We start from the raw sequence: 20,890 nt of genomic DNA, 5'->3' as shown, positions 1-20,890 counted from the left end.
GATATATAAAAATGTTATAGAAAAGGGNNCCCTTTTCTATAACATTTTTATTATTTTCCTTATTGCTTCACAATCTTCTGACTGGTATGGGTAGTTTCAGATTGTACCTGCAGGTTATATACACCTTTGGGTAATGTTTCCATTGGAAGGGAATAGCCATGTTGTAAGCTATTTGCTTCAAAGGATTTATTCCATAAAGTCTGGCCGAGGATATTGATCAGTTTAAGTTCAACCGCAGGATGCCCCACCTCCATACGGAAGGTACAGTGCGCTGAAACCGGATTAGGGAAGAGTTGAAACGCCATCTCACTTGCTCTTTTCCTGATTGATGTCGATGCATGTGGTGCTATGATAAAATATCCGAAGTTATTTTGTTGTGCTATATTCATGGTCACCTGTTGGTTTCCGGAGGTACTTGTTTCTGTACTACCAGAGATTATTTGGTGGCAACCGACAAAGTCCATTGTATACATTTTCAGTGGGTTGTTACCTATGTTAAAGCCGGTCAGTACATCTTCTCCTGTCGCAGACCTGTTAAAGGTAAGGCTGATAGCGGCCGGAGTATCCAGCATTGTGGCAAGCCGCTCCTGAGCCATGTCGATAGGGAAGATGCTGTATACATTCTGGACCGCATTATTATTAACCACGGGTGTATTGGTACAGGTACCCGGGAGCCCTTTTCGTACAGATACGCACCATGGATAATCTCCTGTATGATTTATGGTCATTGGGGTGTAGGATTTTGTACTGGCACCGATGGGCAGTGTGATCTGACCATTGAGCCCGATGCCGTTCAGGAAATCCAGGATAATAACCATTCCGTAAAAATCATCGGTTGTCGCGGTAATAACGGCAGTTGCGATAATATGTGGTGGAATCTGGCTGCCCGGTGTAAAGGTACTGAACTGAAAGGTAGTTGTTGGGCTGACGATACATCTTCCTGTTGCACTAACGATCAGGTTACCGGTAGCGGCGTTACCCAATGCTACAGTAGGCTGGCTAAACTTGATCGCTGTCTGCACGGATAGGCTTGCCTCATTAAGCAAGGTAAGGCTGTTACAGGCAATGTTTATTTTACCGATCATAATTTCAACCCCGGAAATTACTTTGTTATTATTACCGAAAAAATTAATTTTTGCATGCTGTCCCGGTACCGTAGCAAAGGGATCAATACCAACTATTGACGCCCCCGAAGAGGTACTTTGGCCGACAGCAATAGAATCTCCATACACGTTAAGCACGCTGAAATTATTCATCGTTATTCCGCCGCTTAAACGTATGTTTTTACAACTTACAGAATCAGTAGGCTGTAAAACCAGTGATAAGTTACTTGGAGTGTCCAATACGATGTCAGTAGAGGCACCGGGTATTCCGGTTGTACCATTGGACCAGGTCCAGTTTGCAGCATTGTGCCAGCTGTCACTGACAGAACCATTCCATGTTGCTGTTTGTCCGAAGATAAGGGTGCTGATGCCGAGCATTGCACATAAGCATAAGATTTTTTTCATAATTTGTTGTTTGAGATGATGGGTGAACATTTTCTTGTTTAGGTGTTTTTGTTGCTACTTTTTTGTTGTGTTTTAAAGCATCGGATAATTGCATTTTGATGATGAAAAAATATATTTTCCTTCCGGAGATCGGGCTGATCTAACGGTGTTTTAGCTGGGCATTTGTAGTAGTGATAGAAAGCTGTTGTTTGTCGCTCATGTCTTTGTTATTGATAATGAACAATTTGTAAAATTTATGATTTTATATTGTCTATATCACTTGATGACTAAGACAAATCAATACCTATATAGACGGAAATGGGGTAATGTACCTTAGCGGATTTTTTAATATGCGTTTCTTAAAAGCGACAAAAAGGGTAAAGACGAAGCGGTATTTTTCTTTTTTTTGGACATGAGTTCCACGTATTATAACAGACAAAGGGCATANNTATGCCCTTTGTCTGTTATAATGATAAGATTGGTTATGCTAGTTTCTCTTCTACTTCTTTTTTGATCAGGTCTGCAAATTCCTGTATAGACTGGCTACCCAGGTCGCCAACAGATTGCTTACGTACACCTACCGTCTGGCTTTCCATTTCTTTTTCTCCCACAATCAGCATGTAAGGGATCTTTTCCAATTCGGTATCACGGATTTTTCTACCGATCTTTTCCTGACGATCATCAATCTCTACACGGATATCCTGGCGATGCAATACTTTCTTGATTTCTTCCGCATATTCCATGAATTTATCGGAGATTGGAAGGATTTTTACTTGAGTGGGTACTAACCATAAAGGTAATTTACCACTGCAGTGTTCCAGCAATACGGCTACAAAACGCTCAATACTACCAAATGGTGCACGGTGTATCATAACCGGGCGCTTACGGCTATTATCGCTGTCTACATATTCCAGTTCAAAACGTTCCGGTAAGTTATAGTCTACCTGAATCGTTCCCAGTTGCCAGCTACGACCAATCGCATCTTTCACCATAAAGTCAAGCTTAGGGCCATAGAAGGCCGCCTCACCATACTCTTCCACTGTTTTTAATCCTTTTTCGGCAGCCGCTTCACGGATCGCATTTTCTGCGATATCCCAATTCGCTTCTGTACCGATATATTTTTCTCTGTTCACCTGGTCTCTCAAGGACACCTGGGCCGTATAATCGGTAAAGCCTAAAGAATTGAACACATATAATACCAGGTCGATTACTTTTTTGAATTCATCTTTTACCTGATCGGGACGACAGAACAAGTGTGCATCATCCTGAGTAAAGCCGCGTACACGGGTCAAACCATGTAATTCACCTGCCTGCTCATAACGATATACCGTTCCGAACTCTGCAAAACGCACCGGTAAATCTTTATAGGATTTCGGAGAGGTTTTGTAAATCTCACAGTGATGCGGACAGTTCATGGGTTTCAACATAAACTCTTCGCCCTCGTGCGGCGTTTTGATCGACTGGAAACTATCGGCACCATATTTCTCATAGTGGCCGGATGTTTTATACAGGTTAATGTTACCGATATGCGGGGTCATAACCGGAAGGTAACCGCTTTCCAGTTGCGCTTTTTGCAGGAACTGTTGTAAACGATCGCGCAACATGGCACCTTTAGGCAACCATAAAGGCAAACCGGCACCAACTTTCTCACTAAAGGCAAATAATTCTAATTCTTTACCCAATTTACGGTGGTCGCGTTTGCGCGCCTCTTCCATTAAGGTATTGTATTCTTCCAGTTCTTTATTAGAAGGGAACGTAACGCCGTAAACACGGGTTAGCATTTTGTTCTTCTCGTCCCCGCGCCAATAAGCACCCGCAATATTGGTCAGTTTAATCGCTTTAATAAAGCCTGTATTCGGGATGTGTGGCCCACGGCACAGATCAGTGAAATCGCCTTGTGAGTAGAAGGTAATCTGCCCGTCTTCCAAGCCGTCAATCAATTCCAGTTTATAAGGATCTTGTTTTTCGGTAAAGTAAGCAATGGCATCTGCTTTAGATACTTCTTTACGAGCATAGCGGGACTTTTGTCCGGCCAGCTCCTTCATTTTCTTTTCTATTTTCTCCAGGTCTTCATCCGAAATTTTCTGTTCACCTAAATCAATATCGTAATAAAAACCTCTTTCAATCGGAGGCCCGATCGCAAATTTAGTATCCGGATAAAAGTGTTGCAGTGCTTCTGCCATCAAGTGTGCAGAAGAGTGCCAGAATGTTGATTTTCCACCATGATCGTCCCAGGTCAGAAACTTGATCGTTCCGTCGGTCGTTATCGCACCGAAGGCATCTACTATTTTACCATCAATTTCTACAGCTAATACTTTACGCATCAGCCCTTCACTAATTGTCTTAGCTACGTCTAAGCCCGAGATACCTGGTTCGTAACTACGAACTGCGCCATCGGGAAAAGTCAGGTTAATCATCTTTCTGTTTTTTTATGGGTAGCAAAGTTAATTTATTCTCCTTATAATAGGAAAAATGTGTTTGTGATCTATATTTTAACGATTAGATGTTTTAGGCTGTAGTAAAATACCTTATTTTTAGGAGGAAAACAAAGCGATAGCATATGGAATATAATGACAAGAAGATTACTGGAAAAGGAGTATGGACTGTATTGAAAAATTCATTTACCGGTTTCGGAGATGATAAAGTGACAAAGTTAAGTGGCTCTCTGGCTTATGCCACCATGTTTTCACTCGCCCCGTTTTTTGTAGTCCTACTGGCTATTTTAGGTTTCGTTTTGGGCAATGATGCTATTGAAGGACAATTGTTTGATTATCTTAAGAACTATATGGGATCTGATGCGGCAAGCCAGGTACAAAGTCTCGTGAAAAATGCCTCGCTCTCCGGAAAGAGTACGACTGCAGCCATTGTCGGTGGAGCGACCCTGCTTTTTGGTGCCACGACGGTTTTTGCAGAGATACAGGACTCAATCAATATCATCTGGGGTATCAAACCAAAGCCGAAGAAAGGCTGGATCAAAATGCTGTTGAACCGTCTATTGTCCTTCTCTTTGATCATCAGCATCGGGTTTTTACTGATCGTTTCTTTGGGGGTTAATACGCTTGTCGATGCCCTGAGCGATCGCTTGATGATTCTTTATCCTAATGTAACTGTTGCGGTGTTTTATGTGCTCAATGTACTGCTTACTTTCTTGATCATTACCACTTTATTTGCGGTGATCTTTAAAATACTACCGGATGCGAAGATTAAGTTCCGGGATGTACTGTCTGGCGCTGTCGCCACTTCGGTGCTGTTCCTGATCGGCAGGTTCCTGATCTCTTTTTATATTGGAAGTAGTAATTATAGTAATAGTTATGGGCCAGCCGCCGCAATCATTGTGTTAATGGCCTGGGTATACTATTCTTCGCTGATTCTTTATTTTGGTGCCGAATTTACCAAGGCCTGGGCGGTGTATTACGGCAATAATATCTATCCTAATCAATATGCGGTTACGACCAAGATCGTGGAGGTACATATGGAGAATGCACCTGTAGAAGCATTAAATAAGACCGAGATTTCTGAAGAAGTTTTAAAACAGTCCGATGCTAATATAGAGATGCTGGCTAACAAAAGTACCGAAGAGATGAAAGCGGAAGTTAAGGACATTAAGGAATCTCTTGATAAAGAGGGCAACGCCTAAATCCCAACGAAGTTATACTTACTTAAAATTGTATGGCTATATGCCTTGTTTGTTAGAGTGTGTTTTGTCGCAATAAGATCTATCTTAAACATATGAAGAAAGGGACGCATTTTGCGTCCCTTTCTTCATATATTATGTTGTATGATTTAGGATACCAGTTTGTTGAGGACTTCATTGATTTTTTTCTCAGTTTCTGTATCGCTGAGTAATTGTTTCTCAAACTGCTTACCGGTCAGTTTTTCATATAATTCTATATAACGTTCTGATATCTCCGTTACTTTCTCCTCTGTCATTTCCGGAACGGTTTGCCCGTCCTTGCCCTGAAACCCATTTTCCATCAACCATTCCCGAACAAACTCTTTGGAGAGTTGTCTTTGTGGCTTGCCTTCGCTTTGCAGGGCTTCGTAAGTGTCCGCATAGAAATAGCGGGAAGAGTCAGGGGTATGGATTTCGTCAATCAGATATATGGTATCGCCAATCTTACCAAACTCATATTTAGTATCTACAAGGATCAAGCCCTGTGCTTTAGCCATGGTTCTGCCTCTTTCAAAAATTGCCTGCGTAAGGCGTTCCAGTTCCAGATAGTCCGCTTCCGAAACAATTCCTCTTTCGATGATTTCTGCTCTTGAAATATCTTCATCATGCCCTTCATGCGCTTTGGTAGAAGGGGTAATGATCGGGGTCTCAAAAAAGTCGTTTTCTTTCATGCCCTCGGGCAATACCACACCACATAAAAGGCGATCACCGTTTTTATAAGTTCTCCAGGCATGACCGGCCAGGTTACCGCGAATCACCATTTCCACAGCAAAAGTTTCACATTTCTTTCCGATAGTTACATTAGGAAGGGACTGACTGTCGAGCACCCAGTTCGGTACAATATCTTTGGTCGCTTCGAGGTTTACGGCAGCGATCTGGTTTAATACTTGTCCTTTAAAAGGGATGGGGCGGGGCAGCACTACGTCGAATGCAGAGATACGATCACTAACAACCATAGCGACATATTGGTCTGCAATGGTGTATACGTCTCTTACTTTTCCTTTATAAAATTGAGTCTGATGATTTAGCGAAAACATATGGTGTTTTTTGAGAGGGCAAAGGTACTATTTTAGCCCCTTATTCTAAAATATTCGCGCATAATCCTCATCAAATGGTATCGGTAACATGCCCGGAATAAAAAACGGCAGGACTTCGAGATATGGAAGCCCTGCCGTTTACAGCTATCTGCAGTTAAAAAATGATTAACGCTTGATAAAGGCTTGTACGCCTTTGCCCTTTTCGGTAAGGACACTCAGGAAGTATTGTCCCGCCGCTAAACGGCTTACATCAATACTGGTAGTTTGGTTGTTGCTGCTTTGCAGGTGCACCAGTTTACCACTGATATCGATAATAGAAATTGTAGCAGATTCATTTCCTGTTCTGGTTATGTTCAGTGACTCATGACAAGGATTAGGATATACATTATAGCTCAGTGTCGTCAGGTTATGGGTAGACAAAGGGGTGCCCAGGTTATATTTGGCATTGAATGGTGTACCGAATCCCGAAGAATTCAACGAAAAAGTACTGATATCCAGGTTCTCTTTGTATATACCCCCAATGATATAATAGGATTTATTAGGCGCCATCAGGATTTCATTTACGTTTGCGGTGTAATTCAGGTTGCCGATCATACTGGCAGCAGTACAAGCACCATCACTGCTGTTTAGCTTCATGATCATGCCTTTACGGGCCGTGTTATCGGTAGGCAGATTGATGCCTCCGGCGGTGAAACTGCCTTTGTATTCGCCTACACAGATCAGGTTACGGTTAGAGTCGATGGCAATGCCGTTGATGGCGTTTTCCACTTCGCTGGGAAAACGCGCCGTCCATATTTTTGCACCGGTATTGGCATCATATTTAGAAACGGTGGGCTTTTGCAGTTGGTTAAAGATTGTACCCGCAGAATCCTGGTACGATCCGCCTACATAGAGATAACCGTTACCATCATAAGCCAGCGCATTGGGATTATTGGCATCTTCTGCTGTGGTTACATAATTATGCGCGCCCCCTTCTTCTTTACCCCATTGAGCGGTACCCGAGCTGTTGAATTTAAAGAGGAAAATACGTTCGCCTCCTGGGTTGGCATAAGGATTCACAACATTAATATTATCGAATTGCAGGGAATTCTGAAACTTGCCCGTTGCATAGATATTACTGCCGTCATTCGTCAGGCGGGTAATAAAGCACATGGCATTATTGCTGCTTGATTTAAGCCAGGTGCCGTTTCCGCTGGCATCTACTTTCATCAGGAAGCTTTTGGTGGCAGGGCTGCCGACCATATTTTGCCCCAAAAAGGAACAAGTGCCATAATAATCGCCGCCGATATAAATGTCCGAACCGATACTGGTAATGCCCCTTGCATTGGCATAAAAACTAGGTGCTTCTCCTTTTTTGACCCATATAAGCGTACCACTGCTATTGTACTTCGCCAGGAACAGGCGGTTAACCGATCCGACAGCGCCACCGGAACTAAAGGAGATAGAATCGGTGGGAGATAAGTGCAGTTTAGTACCCCCGCAAGTTCCGAATACATAGACATTGGCATTGTCATCCAATTTCATAACGGCAGAAAAAATACCACTGTCTGCCCAAATTCTTTGCGCGAACTGATAGTTGCCCCCCGCATCTTGTTTGGATAGAAAGAGACTCAGGTATTCGCCGGGACTGTTTAGGGTGGTGCTGCCAAAACTAGCCTGTTTATACAATGTGCCTACCGAATAGACATTCCCGCTGTTGTCCAGATCTATTTTTTTGAAACCGCTATTGCCGCCAATAACAACATTGGGCGAGCGGAGCCATTCCCAGGACTGTGCGTTGGCCTGCAGACAACCGGTAATAAATAGGAGGCTTAAAATTTTTTTCATGATACATTGGATTTTGATGTATCTAGAAAGACCATAACCTTTTATATAAAGTTGGCTTTTTTCATAAATAAGTGATATTTAATGCTTAATGAGTATAATAAAGCCGAAAGAGCAGTAGTTGTGCGGGTTAATAATAATAAACAAGTAGCCGTTTTCGTGAAGTGGATAGCCAGCCTGCTACAATATATAACTAGCCCGAGACATGCCCCGGGCTAGTTATCCTGTATAATGAACGCAATGATACTTATATAATTTTTCCACTTCTTAAGTCCTACTTTTAAAATAAACAGATGACCCAAGAAATTGATAAATGATCCTATTTAATCTACGCGATGTACATTAATGATATAATTAGCCGTTTGGTTTGGAACCGCAGCGTAATCCTGAATACAAAACTGGATCACCTGACCGGCATTAAGTTTAACCAGATTTGAGCTAACTAAAGATAATGCTAAAGGTCCGGAGAGTACGGGAGGTACCTGAATGTTTGCGGTATAGCTTGAGGTGTAATTTGGCGTAGCACTAACATTATATAAGTTAAGACCCAAAACACCTACAAATGCAGAAACTGTCTGGTCAAAACGAACGGTAAAACTCACCTGATAAAGGCCATCTTGTGCCGCTGTAAAAGTATGGCCGCTAAATTCATTCAAACCGTCGAATGTTTCGGTAGCTGCTGCTGTTACATCAGTAAAATAAACAGTATTATTTTGGGCAAGTGTTATTGTTCCGGTAGCCCTTACCGCACTTACATTATCTTTATTTTTTGTTTTAAGTACGCCATTGCCATCAACCACTAAGGTTTTAGCCGTCGTTCCGGCAGTGGTCGCTGCATTTTGAAGATTTTCGATACGTACAGGATCGTTTGTACCTGTGGCGCTTACCTGCAATTTAGCGGTAGGGGCTGCGGTACCAATACCGACATTGCCGGTGGCGTCTATCAGGAGCTTGGCCGGAGTGGTGGTCGTATTGTCACCATCTACCTGAAATCGGGCTCCTGTTACTATTTGGGTAGGATTGCTACCCACTTTAACTTGAGCTACCGCTTTAAGGCCGCAGCCGGCGAGTAAAATGCCGCATAAAGCGGTATAGATTGTGATTGTTGTTTTCATTTTTGGCTGTTTTTAAGAATTAGGATTAGTTATGGTGTTTTTTCCAAGATTTGTTATTGCCGATATAATGGGGAGTGCCCGGAGCAAGCGACCTTCTGCCGTGTTTAGCATCAGCTGCGTATTCGACTTCGTAAACTGCAAACTCCTTTTCCTCAGTTGTGGTCGATTGCAGCAATACCTGATTTCCTTTCTGTGCAAAGGACAGGGAACTGCTAGCCAAAACAGGTTGCAGTAGTAGGTTTTTTTTCATAGCGTGCACATTTATTTTAGTATAAAAATTGTGTTTTGTGATGCAAATATAATCACAGTATTTAGTTATAATGTAAATAAATTTAATGTTTATTTTTATGAATATAATTTTTATTAATGTTTTTAAAAATGCATTATTGTTCATTATGATATGCAATCATTTACGTTCTTTTTTTATCGGATAGTGGATATTTCCCCGGGATTTAGTCTTTAAAACGAAGTATGCTTTACCTGAGCATCTGAACATATGTCGGTCGTTCGTAAACCAAACGCGCTGTGCTCAGACAATGGTTTGCGCCTTTATCGACCGAGCCAATGATTTTCTTAACGCCAGATTTATAAGGCCGATTCTAAGTGACCTGTTCTGTTGGAATCGTTTATTGTTTTCATCACAGTGATAGCAATTTTGTATTGGCGTTGCGATTTTTGAACCATGTATACGCTCTTAAAGCTCAAAAATCAATGCACGGAACCTAACAAAATTGCGGTGCGGAGCAATCGCTTTGATGAAAACAGGCATTTTGGGTCCTTTGGTTACCACAAAAGCATGAACAAAATGGTCGACTATATGCTGATAGTCATATTGATTTGTTTTGCTGCTTGATAAGAGAAAGGAAGGAAAAAAATTTATGATGGGGATTGTTAATAGACCTATAGGATTGGTCAATTGGAAAAAGTGCGCCGTTTAATGTAAAATGCGGAAGATGATCATTGAAGGATAAAGACTACCGGGATGGTATAATGGCATTTTGCCGGTTTATTCGTTTGAAGAGAGATAGCCGGCTTCCATTTTCCGGGCATACTTTGAATCACGCGGAGGGCTTCTTCGGGCAGGCCATATCCAAGCTCCTGTCCTTTTACTACTTTGGCATCTGTTACCTTGCCGTCTTCCTGTATGACTACCGAAATATACACCCTTCCTTGTATATCGGCTTTTATGGCCTCCTGCGGGTAGTTAAGGTGTTCTTCTATGTATTTTTTAAGCACAAAGGGTGGGGTAGGAACTTCTCCGCCACAGGCAAAGACCGCAGTATCCTGATGAGGTGTATAAACAGCTTCTTTTTGTGCAAATACCGGAAGGTATATGCTGCACCAAAATAAAGTGAAAATAGGTTTAAGCATCATAAAACCTTAATTTAGTCTGAAGGTTACAGGGAGGGAATAATATACGCGTACATTGACACCATTTTGTTTTCCCGGTTTCCATTTGGGCATACTTTTAATCAGCCTGATCGCCTCTTCAGGAAGACCGTTGCCCAGGTCTTTACCTCTTAAAATTTCTATATTGCTTAAGCTGCCGTCTTCATTCACCACAAAGCTCATGTAGATTTTACCTTCTACCTGATTTTTAAGTGCTTCGGCAGGGTATTGAAGGTTTTTGCTTAAATATTGAATAATATCAAATCCGGCCGCCGGAGGTTCTTCCACCATTCTGAACACCAGATTTTCTTTTTGTACCTTATCCTGTGCCTGTGCGCTAGTCAAGGCGAGTAGGTTAAATGCAGCTATTAGGATTGTTTTCATAAGGAATGAATGCACTGTTTTTTATAATAGGCACTATTGTATGTTAAATTGTACTGGAAGCATAAAAGATGATTTTGCGGGTTGTCCGTTACTTAGTTTAGCCGGTTTCCATTTGGGCATATTTTTTACCACCCTGATCGCCTCTTCGGGTATGCCGTATCCGATGTCTTTTCCTTTTACGATTTCTATGTTGCTCAGGCTTCCGTCTGTATCCACCACAAACTTGAGGAATACTTTACCTTCAACCTTATTTTTAAGGGCTTCTTCAGGATATTGAATATTCGTTTGCAAGTATTGCGGCAGGTTAAATGCCGGTTCCGGCATGCGCTCAATAGCGGCAAATTTCTTTCCCTCCACTTGCTGGACTTCCTGTGCATATACCGATAGGGTAACGCTTAACAAACAGAAGACGGATAATATGATTTTTTTCACAAATACGAAGATAGGTTATCGAAGATAAATATTAATGGGCATCCTCAAGTAGGAACGTACGGGTAAGCCTTTATGTTGTGCCGGTGTCCATTTGGGCATGGTACTGACTACACGTTTTAGTTCTTCTTCCAGTTGGTTATCCATTTCTTTTCCTTTATGATCTATATTAATGTGGGATAGGCTTCCATTTTTTTCAACAATAAAGCTTACATATACCTTTCCAACATTAGGGTTTGCCTTGTTTTCTTTCCGGTATTTGAGGTGCTGGCTGATATATTGTGTATAATCGTAGGAAGCCTTAGCGGGTACCTGTACACTGCGATAGACGGTGGTGTCTTTATCTACAATGATGTCATCTTCCAGCTTAAATGTGATTGGTATCGCAAAGAAGGTGCGTACCGGAACACCCTTATTCATGCCGGGCTGCCACTTGGGCATCGCACGTACAACGCGTATGGCTTCTTCTGTTAATCCGCCTCCGGGTCTATTGCCATTAGCTTTTACGGTAGAGATGCTGCCATCTTTTTCCACGATAAAGGTAATCTGCACGGTGCCCTGTATATCGGACTCCATCGCTTTGGCAGGGTAGCGCACATTTTTGCTTAAGTAATCGCGTATATTATATGGAGCCTTGGGGAGTACCTCAACCATACTTAGGACTTCATTTTTGGCTTGTGGCGCTGGGGTATTTAATTCCTGTGCGGACAAAGAAGGCCTAAGCGTGACGGCAAGGATTAAAAGCTTGAAAAATATTTTCATATTGATGATAAAGATAGCGTTATAATAAATCAGGTGGTGTTATTGAACCCTGAAATTGATGGGTACAGTGAAGTAACAAGGTACCGGGACACCCTTTTGTCTCCCGGGCTCCCATTTTGGCATAGAACTGATTACGCGTATTCCTTCTTCAGGCAGCCCATTACCTATTTCTTTGCCTTTTGCAATTGCCACATCGGATATTGTGCCGTCTCTCCCAACAACGAAACTTATATATATTTTCCCTTGTATCCTTTTTTCTCTGGCGTCAAACGGATATCGTACATTTTGAGACAGATAGTGGTTCCAGTCATAAGGCGCTTTGGGTGGGACATTCTCCTCAGTGTAAGCTACGGTATCTGCTTCTTTTAATCGAAAATTAATTGGTGTCGTGACCGCACAGCGTACGGGTTGACCATTTATAGTTCCGGCTTCCCATTTGGGCATGGTATTGATTACGCGCAAGGCTTCCTCAGGTAGTCCCCCGCCAAGGGTATCTCCTTTTATGACTTTTGCCGTAGATATGGTGCCATCTTTTTCGATCACAAAAGATACGTATAATTTGCCTTGAATATTAGCCTCAATGGCTGCTGAAGGATATTGAAGGTTACCGGAAAGATAAGTGTTGAAATTATAAGCTGCTTTGGGTGGGATATCAGCTACTTTAAACACTTCTTCTGTATTTTTTCTTTCGGTTTGCACATTTGTCTGTGCCAAGAGTAAATTAGGGAGTATTAAAAAGGACGCCGGGATAAAATATTTCTTCATTGTATAGTAGGGGGTAGTGTGATTTTGAGCTGTTATAAATTATAGAAATAAGTGCACAATTGCGCAAAGTTACCTAATTTTGCAGCGTTTTCAAGAGCGGATTATATCCTGATCCTTGTATAAAGTATTTGCCTTATGATGACCAATTTCAGAGAACAGGTACTGCTCATTACCCAGATTCCGATATATGCGGTGGTAATCGGTGCAGAGTTGATTCTTGCCAATATCCGTAAACAGACTTTCTATACTTTTAAAGAAACGATTCAAAACATCTATTTATCCCTGCTCAACTTTGTGGTTGACCTGAGTTTCCGGGTGGTTTATTTCTATATTTTCAGTCTTTGTTTCCAACATACTTTTGTGACCTGGGAGCATAAAGGTTGGTTCTATTGGGTAAGCTTGGTGATTTTAGAAGATTTCTTATTTTATTGGCTGCATCGCAACGATCATTTTATTCGCTTTTTTTGGGCAACGCATGTGACCCATCATAGTGCGGAACATTATAATATTTCTGTTGGTTTCCGTTCTTCTGTATTGGAACCATTATACCGCTTTGTGTATTTTATTCCTTTGGTTTTCCTTGGATTCGAACCTTTAGATGTAATGTTTGTATTTGCAGCGACTCAAATATGGGGTACGCTGGTTCATACCAAATCGATCGGCAACTTGGGTTTCCTGGAGAAAATATTTGTTACCCCTTCTCATCATCGGGTACACCATGCCTCCAATGCTAAATATTTAGACCGGAACATGGGTATGTTCCTGATTATATGGGATAAGATGTTTGGTACTTTTCAAAAGGAACTGACAACCGAGGAATATGAACCGATTCGCTACGGATTGACGGAGAACCTGGTTAAACCCAATGCGGTGACCATTGTTTTTCACGAATTTGCACAAATCTGGAAAGATGTAACCCAACCTAAACTGAGCTGGAAACAGCGTATGGGCTATCTTTTTGATAAGCCGGGCTATAGCCATGATGGCAGCAGGATGACGAGCGATAAATATCGTAAGTATGAGGAGGCGAAAAAGAAAGAAGCAGCGGAAGTGGTGGTGGTGGAAGAAGAAGTAATCTCAAATTATTAAATCAAAGACCGGTCTCAGGCCGGTCTTTTTTATTGCATGATCTTTTTTCGGATCCGGCTCAGGCTTTCGGGTGTAATGCCCAGATATGAAGCAATATGGTGTAGCGGAATACGCCGCGCGATTTCGGGATGGGTATGGATCAGTTGGCTATACCGCGTTGCCGCCGGAATACTTAAAGCTGCATTGAGCCTTTGTTGGGTATGTACATAGGCGTTTTGAAAAAGGATCCGGAAATAACGTTCTATCTTTGGCATGGTTTCGTATAGCCGATCCATATCGTGGCTGTAAAACTCGAGAAATTCCGTGTCTTCTATGGTTTCTATTGTTAAGGTTGTGGGTGTTCCTTTCAGAAAAGCATAGAGATCCGATACCCAATGGTTTTCCAAAGCAAGCTGGGTCACTTGTTCTATACCGCCTTCTGAAATGTGGTAGGCACGCATGGAACCTGTTATAAGGAAGGCAATACTGTTGGCATATGCTCCTTCTCTGATAAAAATGGTTTTCTTTTTGAGCTTGCGGATATGGAAATAGGGTATCAATGTACTAAATTCTTCTGTGCTAAGGCTAATAAACTGATTAAAGTGCCTGAAAAGCGCCTGTTCCATCCTGGCAAGTTAGCTTATTCCTGGAAAATAATTTATAATCGGCATATTCTTTGAGGATAAAAGTTCTAAAAACTTAACATACATCAAGTTTTTGCTGAAAAGGCTGCCCGTACTTTGCATTATAAATTAATCCTTTCAAAAACAAAAAGATGAAGAAGACACTTCAATTATTATCCGTTGCCCTATTAATGTTTGGCAGCACTTTTGCGCAGGTAAAATGGTCGGCAGACCCGGCACATACCAATGCGCGTTTTTCTATTGAACATTTAGGCATTAGCTTTGTAGATGGTGAATTTACAAAAGTAAGCGGTGGTGTAGACGCTAAAAATGATAAAGATTTTAACGGTGCAGCCATAGCGTTCGACATTGATGTAAACAGCATCAATACAAGAATCGAAGCGCGGGATGGTCACCTGAAATCGCCTGATTTTTTTAATGCCGCAAAATATGGTACCATGTCTTTAAAATCGGTTTCTTTTACAAAAGTAAAAGGCAATCAATATAAACTGGTGGCTGATCTGACAATCAAAGACGTAACCAAAAGAGTTACCTTCAATGTAGTGCAAAATGGCGGTATCATTACCGATCCATGGGGAAAAACTAGGGCTGGTTTTACCGCAAAAACGAGCATTAACCGCATGGACTTTAACTTGTCTTATAATGATAAATTACCCAGCGGGGTACCTGCTGTAGGCAATACGGTAGAGATCGTGATTAATACGGAACTAGTGAAGGGTTAATAATTCTTCTCCTTTGCAGGAAAATACAAAAAAGGGTAACAACATCTGTTGTCACCCTTTTTTTATGATGAAGTGCTGATTATTTAGTCTTTTTAGTTTTTACCGGTGCAGCAGTAGCTTTCTTTTTGACCAGGGGTGGCGCAACCGGGTTTTTGATACCATCGCTACCCACAAACATATAGAAAAGCTGCCCTGAAGGTAAAAAATAGGAAGCATCCATACCCGGATTGTCTGCTGCGCTTATTGATACTAGACAATACCTTGCATCGATTATTGCCATAGTGCGTACCTTGTATTTCTTTATGGCCTGTTGCGAACTTTCCTCCAATCGGCTGCTCACATTATTAAGCGGTGCCGGCCAGCCTGACGCTTTAACCAGGCGAATGATCTGATCGGCTTTTTCAGGGCCGAACTGTTGTTGCAACTGTTGCCTGCTTTCTTCCAGTTCACAGGAAGGAAATATTCTTCCGGGATTGGAGATTTGGGTGATTACTGTTTTTTGCTGTGCCTGGCTTAAAGAGGGTATACCAGCAGCGAGCACTAAAATGGTAAATATTTTTATTAATTGGTTGATCATGTTTTAAGGATTTTTATGAGGCGCTAAAGTATTTATTTTGCTTAAGCTTTCCTAAGGATCAGGTTGAAATATTGTATTAATTTATCGCTAACCACATCCCAGTCAAATTGTGTCTGGATCACGCGTTTACCCATTTCTCCCACGGTTTGTCTTTGTGCTTTATCGGCCAGTAAACCGGAGCAGGCTTTGATAAAGGTTGTGGTATCTGTAGCCAGGATCACACCTTCGCCCGATTCAATATTCAATCCCTGAAAACCGACGTTCATACTGACCACGGGAACGGCCATGGCCATAGCTTCCAGTACTTTGTTCTGCGTGCCGGCGCCAAAACGCAAAGGGGCCACTACTATAGCTGCCGTTTTATAAACTTCTTTCAGGTCCTTAATAAATCCGGTCACTTCAATGGAGTCGCTTTGCAGGGCCAGCACAGCTTCTACCGGTCTTTGTCCTGCGATAACGAATTTTACCTTTGGAAACTGTTGCTGCAGTATGGGGAATATCTCTTTTGCAAAATACTGCACTGCATCTACATTAGGGGCATAGTCCATATTACCGGTAAAGAGTATCGTCTTTTCCTGGGTATAGTCGTGGGCGATGTTGTGAAAGGTTGTCGTGTCTACACCATTGGGCAGAATACCCACTTTATGGATATGCTGTTCTTGTTCCAGCCAGTTTTTATCTTCTTTGGAGCACACTAAAGTCTGGTTAAACCGGTTGAGTACTTGCTCATATTTTTTAACCCGTTTAAATTCTATGCTGTTGAATATTTTCTTGAATCCCGAGGTGGCTTCTATCCTGCGTTTCCAATATAAAGAGTAGGCATCGGGCAGATCCAGAATCCTGGGTACCTGGTATTGGTGTTCAAAATATTGTGCCATTCTCAGGTGCTGTACATGGACGGCATCGTATGTGTGCTGATGCAGCAGGTCTTTTACTTTTTCATGCATGGCAGCAGACTCAAAGTAGGCGACTTGTAGCGGCTTAGTGCTCATAATGCCTTTCAGGACATTCCAGTAGCTTTGCTTCTTAGGGAGTTTGACCAGATGGATTTCCGTAAAGATTTTTTTAAGTTCTTCCAGGTATTGCAGATCCGTTTCGTCTTCCAGAAAAGTCAGCAAATGCAATTCATGCTTTACCGACAGTCTTTTGGCAAGATTGTATATTTTTAATTTGTCTCCTCTGTAGGGTGGGTAAGGAAACCGGTTAGCCGCGAATAAAAGTTTCATCATTTATCTATAAAACAGTAAAAAAGCCATTACAAGTATAATGGCTTTCAAAAATATAATAATCCGGGAACTTATTCCCACTCGATTGTTGCCGGTGGCTTTGAACTGATATCATATACCACACGGTTGATCCCGCGTACTTTATTGATAATATCATTCGATACTTTGGCCAGGAATTCGTAAGGAAGGTGTGCCCAGTCTGCGGTCATGCCATCTACAGAAGTTACGGCTCTTAAGGCTACGGTAAATTCATATGTACGCTCATCACCCATTACGCCTACACTTTGTACGGGCAATAAGATTGTACCGGCTTGCCATACATTATTGTATTCTCCGGTTGTTTTTAATAGGTTTACATATATATCATCTGCATCCTGCAGCATTTGTACTTTTTCGGGGGTAACTGCACCAAGGATTCTGATTCCTAAGCCTGGCCCCGGGAAAGGATGGCGTTCCAGGAAAGAAGCCTGAATACCTAATTCTTTTCCTACACGGCGTACCTCATCTTTAAACAAAAAGCGCAGGGGTTCTACCAATTGCATATTCATTTTCTCCGGCAGGCCACCCACATTATGATGTGACTTGATGGTTACAGAAGGGCCATTTACCGATACCGATTCGATAACATCCGGGTAAATCGTGCCTTGTCCCAGAAAACTTACGTTTTCCAATAAATGGGCTTCTTCCTGGAAGATGTCGATAAAAAGGCCGCCGATAATTTTACGTTTGCCTTCCGGATCGCTTACACCGTCCAGTTTTTGGTAAAAACGGTCTTTGGCATCAACTCCCTTTACATTTAGTCCTAATACTTTATAGCTTTCTAATACTTCTTCATATTCGTTTTTACGCAACAGGCCGTTGTCTACGAAAATACAATACAGGTTTTCGCCAATTGCTCTGTGAATGAGGGTAGCAGCTACGGTAGAATCTACACCGCCACTTAAAGCCATCACTACTTTTTGATTGCCTAAGCGTTCTTTTAAACCGGCAATAGTTTCTTCAACATAGGCAGCAGAAGTCCAGCTTTGGGTACATTTACACACATCCACCACAAAGTTGTGAATCATCTTCCTGCCTTCGGTGCTATGCGTTACTTCAGGGTGAAACTGAATACCATAAACCGGTTGTTTATAGGTATCAACACGATAAGCGGCTACGGGAATACTATCGGTTTTGGCCAATAGCGTAAATCCTTCCGGTAATTCTTTAATGCTGTCGCTATGGCTCATCCATACCTGAGAACCTTCGCTGATGTTACTTAAAAAACATTCCTGATTTTCCATCACTAAATGAGCACGGCCATATTCACGGCTGTTCGATTTAGCGACGATTCCTCCGTTTTGTTGGGCGATCAATTGCGCGCCGTAACATACCCCAAGTACAGGTACCTGATTGCTCCACTGGCTCACATCGGGCTTGGGTGCATTCGGGTCATTTACCGAAAAAGGACTACCGGATAAGATAATACCTTTAATATCCGGAGTAATTTCTATGGGTTTTAAACAAGGTACGATTTCGCAATACACATTGAGTTCGCGAATGGCACGGGCTATAAGCTGTGTGTATTGAGAACCGAAATCAAGGATTAATATTTTTTCCGTCATTGTTGAAGAAGAGGCTTTGCCTAAAAGCGATTAGAAAATTTTGGGCAAAATTACGATTTATTTGTTGTTAATAAAAGTGCCGGACATAAAAAAGAACAGGCAACAGCNNGCTGTTGCCTGTTCTTTTTTATCTTTAGTGCTTATTAAGCTTCTCCTGCAGCACCACCAAAGTTCATTGGTACACCACCTTCCTGCTCGTCTTTAATTAAACCGTTTTGTGTTTCGTAGCGTTTTACGTTATCAATCAATGCTCTCATCAGACGTTTTGCATTATGCGGCGTCATGATGATACGGGAGTTTACTTTTGCTTTTGGCATACCCGGCATTACGCTAATGAAGTCAAACACAAATTCAGAGAAAGAGTGTGTAATAATCGCTAAGTTAGAATAGGTACCATTCGCTTGCTCGTCTGTTAATTCGATATTGATTCCTTGATCCTGATTTTGTTGTTCAGACATTTTAGTTATTTTTTATGATGAATAATTTATAGCAAATATAGGTTTTTGCGTGAATTATTGAAAAATTGGTTTTAAATTTTGTTGGCAAAAATAAATCATTATCTTTGCAATCCTTTTACGGTAAAAGTAAATACCGTGCGGTCCTATAGCTCAGTTGGTTAGAGCATCTGACTCATAATCAGAGGGTCCTTGGTTCAAGCCCGAGTGGGACCACCAATACCAGAAAGCGTTTCAGCATCTTTGCTCGAAACGCTATTTTTTTTGCGGACACAAACCTTACACATTTTGCCAAAAATAAAGCCCCGATTAATAGCTAACCGGGGCTTTTGTTATCTTATAATCAGTAATTATTTGCTGTATACAAAGGGATAATATAGGATTGTAAAATTTGCCTTAGAGATAGTGTTAAATCCTCCTGATATTTCTAAATATTGGATAGGTCTATAATTTAGCCTGAGCCCAAATCCTAAGAGGTCCTTTTCTTTATTGAGTACATGGTATCCACCGCCGGAAAAATTGTCATCACTATAATTTTTGTATCCATAGTTAATCCCATAAGTGATTTCCCCGGAAACAGATAAAGCTTTATTTAAGTGCCTGGAATAGCCGATAGAATAGGATTCCCGATCTATTCCGCTGTTAATAAGCGTTTGTCCATAATTACTCAGAATTTTCTTTACATATTTACCCTTCGTCGTACCAAGTTCATTTGTAAATGAAAAATAAAAAGCGCCTCTTTTCTTTGAAACTTTTAAATCCATTTGTATACTATTTATGGATGAAAACCCTATTCCTATACCAATCGCGTTTAAGTAATAATTGTTTAATGCGTTTACTTCTTTATTTTGACCAAATGCCAAAATATTGAGGAGTAACATTAATAAAGTAAGTCTCAATTTCATACTTGAATATTTATAGTACCACAATATGGCGTATGCTAAACTTAATATCGTATTTAAATTATCAATTTGTCGCGAAGTTATAGAAAATCAATATATTGTTAAGGGATCAACATTATAATGGTAGAAAAGCCCTCTCGTTCTGCAGATATTGTACCCTTACTTTATGTACTTTATGCCCTTTTGCTTTAATTCCTTCGCAGAAAGAACGGCATCTGCATTGTTCAGCCTTTCAATGATTTTCCTTTGCTCATTCATTACATCTGCAAGTAGCTGAAAAAGTTTTATTACGCTCTCGGCATGCTGGTCACCCTTTCCTGAAATTTGAGCTATCTTAAGATTTGTCTCTTTTATTGCCCTATCTATGGCAACGGCTCCGGGGCTTTTTTATTATCCATAGCTGTGGTAATAGCATATCTCCTTCACCGGTTTGAAAGCCAATTTATATTTAACTCTGGATGTTTGGTCGCAATGTTATTTAGTTAATGTGCTTTAAATGAGTTTGTTATATTAATAATTGCAGCCCTGCTTAAGCCTATTCTTTGCTCAAATGTTGTCTGTCCCTCACCAATGTAATATAGAAAATTATTTATTAATTTATTTATTAATACATCACACTATAGGGTGGTCTGTTATTAAAAAATCACCCTATAGGGTGATTTCTATTTACTGTTTAATACCCCATCTTTGCAGGGTTATGATTCCTACACCTATATTTAAAATAGACAACCAATGTAAAAGAAAATCACCCCTAACACACCATAGTAGTGACCATCTTAGTCCCCTTTGGCTTGTAAGCAGCAGCTAAAAATTGACCGATCAGACTT

20 protein-coding genes and 1 tRNA gene are annotated in these 20,890 nt (G+C 41.2%); 4 read left to right on the top strand and 17 right to left on the bottom strand.

Annotated features, from left to right (window positions below; all coding sequences use genetic code 11):
- Positions 1-59: 59 nt before the first annotated feature.
- Positions 60-1,508, bottom strand: a complete 1,449-nt coding sequence (locus DBR32_RS10110) for a T9SS type A sorting domain-containing protein (RefSeq protein ID WP_158605954.1) — start codon at positions 1,506-1,508, stop codon at positions 60-62.
- 461 nt (positions 1,509-1,969) lie between these two features.
- Entirely contained in the window at positions 1,970-3,904 is a 1,935-nt protein-coding gene (thrS, locus tag DBR32_RS10105) for a threonine--tRNA ligase (RefSeq protein ID WP_124636189.1), read from the bottom strand.
- Between the two features lie 143 nt (positions 3,905-4,047).
- On the opposite strand from thrS, the gene DBR32_RS10100 reads away from it, so the two are divergent.
- Positions 4,048-5,124 carry a YihY/virulence factor BrkB family protein gene (locus DBR32_RS10100; RefSeq protein ID WP_124636188.1) on the top strand — a complete coding sequence of 359 codons (1,077 nt, stop codon included), beginning with the start codon at positions 4,048-4,050 and terminating at the stop codon, positions 5,122-5,124.
- A gap of 146 nt (positions 5,125-5,270) precedes the next feature.
- On the opposite strand, the gene DBR32_RS10095 is transcribed toward DBR32_RS10100, so the two are convergent.
- From DBR32_RS10095 to DBR32_RS10055, 9 genes are all read right to left on the bottom strand, one after another.
- The gene (locus DBR32_RS10095) at positions 5,271-6,197 is read right to left on the bottom strand and encodes a phosphoribosylaminoimidazolesuccinocarboxamide synthase (protein ID WP_124636187.1); all 927 of its coding nucleotides are present in this window, start codon (positions 6,195-6,197) and stop codon (positions 5,271-5,273) included.
- Between the two features lie 165 nt (positions 6,198-6,362).
- A complete protein-coding gene (locus DBR32_RS10090) occupies positions 6,363-8,024 on the bottom strand; it encodes a T9SS type A sorting domain-containing protein (protein ID WP_124636186.1) in 1,662 nt (553 codons plus the stop codon).
- Between the two features lie 320 nt (positions 8,025-8,344).
- Positions 8,345-9,136, bottom strand: a complete 792-nt coding sequence (locus DBR32_RS10085; protein WP_124636185.1) for a hypothetical protein — start codon at positions 9,134-9,136, stop codon at positions 8,345-8,347.
- 25 nt (positions 9,137-9,161) lie between these two features.
- A complete protein-coding gene (locus DBR32_RS10080) occupies positions 9,162-9,386 on the bottom strand; it encodes a hypothetical protein (RefSeq protein ID WP_124636184.1) in 225 nt (74 codons plus the stop codon).
- A gap of 707 nt (positions 9,387-10,093) precedes the next feature.
- Positions 10,094-10,510, bottom strand: a complete 417-nt coding sequence (locus DBR32_RS10075) for an energy transducer TonB (RefSeq protein ID WP_124636183.1) — start codon at positions 10,508-10,510, stop codon at positions 10,094-10,096.
- A 6-nt stretch (positions 10,511-10,516) separates the two neighbouring features.
- Entirely contained in the window at positions 10,517-10,909 is a 393-nt protein-coding gene (locus DBR32_RS10070) for an energy transducer TonB (protein ID WP_124636182.1), read from the bottom strand.
- Between the two features lie 33 nt (positions 10,910-10,942).
- Positions 10,943-11,341, bottom strand: coding sequence for an energy transducer TonB (locus DBR32_RS10065; protein WP_124636181.1), 399 nt, complete (start codon positions 11,339-11,341; stop codon positions 10,943-10,945).
- A gap of 15 nt (positions 11,342-11,356) precedes the next feature.
- On the bottom strand, positions 11,357-12,100 hold the full coding sequence (locus DBR32_RS10060) for an energy transducer TonB (RefSeq protein WP_124636180.1): 744 nt from the start codon (positions 12,098-12,100) through the stop codon (positions 11,357-11,359).
- A gap of 39 nt (positions 12,101-12,139) precedes the next feature.
- Complete coding sequence (locus DBR32_RS10055) at positions 12,140-12,865, bottom strand: energy transducer TonB (RefSeq protein ID WP_124636179.1); 726 nt, start codon at positions 12,863-12,865, stop codon at positions 12,140-12,142.
- 135 nt (positions 12,866-13,000) lie between these two features.
- Between DBR32_RS10055 and DBR32_RS10050 the strand changes: the two genes are divergently transcribed.
- Positions 13,001-13,954 (top strand): sterol desaturase family protein, encoded by a 954-nt coding sequence (locus tag DBR32_RS10050; RefSeq protein WP_233559709.1) that lies wholly within the window; start codon positions 13,001-13,003, stop codon positions 13,952-13,954.
- 29 nt (positions 13,955-13,983) lie between these two features.
- Here the strand turns inward: DBR32_RS10050 and DBR32_RS10045 are convergent, their stop codons facing one another.
- The gene (locus DBR32_RS10045) at positions 13,984-14,559 is read right to left on the bottom strand and encodes a Crp/Fnr family transcriptional regulator (RefSeq protein ID WP_124636178.1); all 576 of its coding nucleotides are present in this window, start codon (positions 14,557-14,559) and stop codon (positions 13,984-13,986) included.
- A gap of 149 nt (positions 14,560-14,708) precedes the next feature.
- Here DBR32_RS10045 and DBR32_RS10040 point away from each other — a divergent pair, with 149 nt between their 5' ends.
- Positions 14,709-15,299: a YceI family protein gene (locus tag DBR32_RS10040; protein WP_124636177.1), complete on the top strand. Its 591-nt coding sequence runs from the start codon at positions 14,709-14,711 to the stop codon at positions 15,297-15,299.
- A gap of 79 nt (positions 15,300-15,378) precedes the next feature.
- Here DBR32_RS10040 and DBR32_RS10035 read toward each other — a convergent pair whose 3' ends face one another.
- The 4 genes from DBR32_RS10035 to DBR32_RS10020 all read right to left on the bottom strand — a co-directional run bounded on the left by DBR32_RS10035 (position 15,379) and on the right by DBR32_RS10020 (position 19,164).
- Positions 15,379-15,876, bottom strand: coding sequence for a hypothetical protein (locus DBR32_RS10035; RefSeq protein WP_124636176.1), 498 nt, complete (start codon positions 15,874-15,876; stop codon positions 15,379-15,381).
- Between the two features lie 41 nt (positions 15,877-15,917).
- A complete protein-coding gene (locus DBR32_RS10030) occupies positions 15,918-17,105 on the bottom strand; it encodes a glycosyltransferase (protein ID WP_124636175.1) in 1,188 nt (395 codons plus the stop codon).
- Positions 17,106-17,173: 68 nt separating this feature from the next.
- The gene (gene guaA, locus DBR32_RS10025) at positions 17,174-18,706 is read right to left on the bottom strand and encodes a glutamine-hydrolyzing GMP synthase (protein WP_124636174.1); all 1,533 of its coding nucleotides are present in this window, start codon (positions 18,704-18,706) and stop codon (positions 17,174-17,176) included.
- A gap of 143 nt (positions 18,707-18,849) precedes the next feature.
- On the bottom strand, positions 18,850-19,164 hold the full coding sequence (locus tag DBR32_RS10020) for a DUF3467 domain-containing protein (protein ID WP_124636173.1): 315 nt from the start codon (positions 19,162-19,164) through the stop codon (positions 18,850-18,852).
- Positions 19,165-19,303: 139 nt separating this feature from the next.
- Between DBR32_RS10020 and DBR32_RS10015 the strand changes: the two genes are divergently transcribed.
- A tRNA-Ile gene (locus DBR32_RS10015) sits at positions 19,304-19,380 on the top strand.
- Between the two features lie 131 nt (positions 19,381-19,511).
- On the opposite strand, the gene DBR32_RS10010 is transcribed toward DBR32_RS10015, so the two are convergent.
- On the bottom strand, positions 19,512-20,066 hold the full coding sequence (locus DBR32_RS10010) for a hypothetical protein (RefSeq protein ID WP_124636172.1): 555 nt from the start codon (positions 20,064-20,066) through the stop codon (positions 19,512-19,514).
- Positions 20,067-20,890 lie beyond the last annotated feature (824 nt).

Origin of the sequence: Taibaiella sp. KBW10 (genome assembly GCF_003852495.1) — a bacterium.
In the GTDB taxonomy this organism is placed as follows: domain Bacteria; phylum Bacteroidota; class Bacteroidia; order Chitinophagales; family Chitinophagaceae; genus Edaphocola.
Note: the sequence above shows the minus strand (reverse complement) of the source record. Positions and strands in the feature narration are given on the sequence as shown.

What these genes read in the sequence shown, in the direction of transcription:
- DBR32_RS10060 (WP_124636180.1), bottom strand. Translation starts at nt 12,100, where the DNA reads ATGAAAATATTTTTCAAGCTTTTAATCCTTGCCGTCACGCTTAGGCCT.
- DBR32_RS10095 (WP_124636187.1), bottom strand. Translation starts at nt 6,197, where the DNA reads ATGTTTTCGCTAAATCATCAGACTCAATTTTATAAAGGAAAAGTAAGA.
- thrS (WP_124636189.1), bottom strand. Translation starts at nt 3,904, where the DNA reads ATGATTAACCTGACTTTTCCCGATGGCGCAGTTCGTAGTTACGAACCA.
- DBR32_RS10045 (WP_124636178.1), bottom strand. Translation starts at nt 14,559, where the DNA reads ATGGAACAGGCGCTTTTCAGGCACTTTAATCAGTTTATTAGCCTTAGC.
- DBR32_RS10050 (WP_233559709.1), top strand. Translation starts at nt 13,001, where the DNA reads ATGATGACCAATTTCAGAGAACAGGTACTGCTCATTACCCAGATTCCG.
- DBR32_RS10090 (WP_124636186.1), bottom strand. Translation starts at nt 8,024, where the DNA reads ATGAAAAAAATTTTAAGCCTCCTATTTATTACCGGTTGTCTGCAGGCC.
- DBR32_RS10080 (WP_124636184.1), bottom strand. Translation starts at nt 9,386, where the DNA reads ATGAAAAAAAACCTACTACTGCAACCTGTTTTGGCTAGCAGTTCCCTG.
- DBR32_RS10055 (WP_124636179.1), bottom strand. Translation starts at nt 12,865, where the DNA reads ATGAAGAAATATTTTATCCCGGCGTCCTTTTTAATACTCCCTAATTTA.
- DBR32_RS10075 (WP_124636183.1), bottom strand. Translation starts at nt 10,510, where the DNA reads ATGATGCTTAAACCTATTTTCACTTTATTTTGGTGCAGCATATACCTT.
- DBR32_RS10070 (WP_124636182.1), bottom strand. Translation starts at nt 10,909, where the DNA reads ATGAAAACAATCCTAATAGCTGCATTTAACCTACTCGCCTTGACTAGC.
- DBR32_RS10035 (WP_124636176.1), bottom strand. Translation starts at nt 15,876, where the DNA reads ATGATCAACCAATTAATAAAAATATTTACCATTTTAGTGCTCGCTGCT.
- DBR32_RS10085 (WP_124636185.1), bottom strand. Translation starts at nt 9,136, where the DNA reads ATGAAAACAACAATCACAATCTATACCGCTTTATGCGGCATTTTACTC.
- DBR32_RS10040 (WP_124636177.1), top strand. Translation starts at nt 14,709, where the DNA reads ATGAAGAAGACACTTCAATTATTATCCGTTGCCCTATTAATGTTTGGC.
- DBR32_RS10020 (WP_124636173.1), bottom strand. Translation starts at nt 19,164, where the DNA reads ATGTCTGAACAACAAAATCAGGATCAAGGAATCAATATCGAATTAACA.
- DBR32_RS10030 (WP_124636175.1), bottom strand. Translation starts at nt 17,105, where the DNA reads ATGATGAAACTTTTATTCGCGGCTAACCGGTTTCCTTACCCACCCTAC.
- DBR32_RS10100 (WP_124636188.1), top strand. Translation starts at nt 4,048, where the DNA reads ATGGAATATAATGACAAGAAGATTACTGGAAAAGGAGTATGGACTGTA.
- DBR32_RS10010 (WP_124636172.1), bottom strand. Translation starts at nt 20,066, where the DNA reads ATGAAATTGAGACTTACTTTATTAATGTTACTCCTCAATATTTTGGCA.
- DBR32_RS10110 (WP_158605954.1), bottom strand. Translation starts at nt 1,508, where the DNA reads ATGAAAAAAATCTTATGCTTATGTGCAATGCTCGGCATCAGCACCCTT.
- guaA (WP_124636174.1), bottom strand. Translation starts at nt 18,706, where the DNA reads ATGACGGAAAAAATATTAATCCTTGATTTCGGTTCTCAATACACACAG.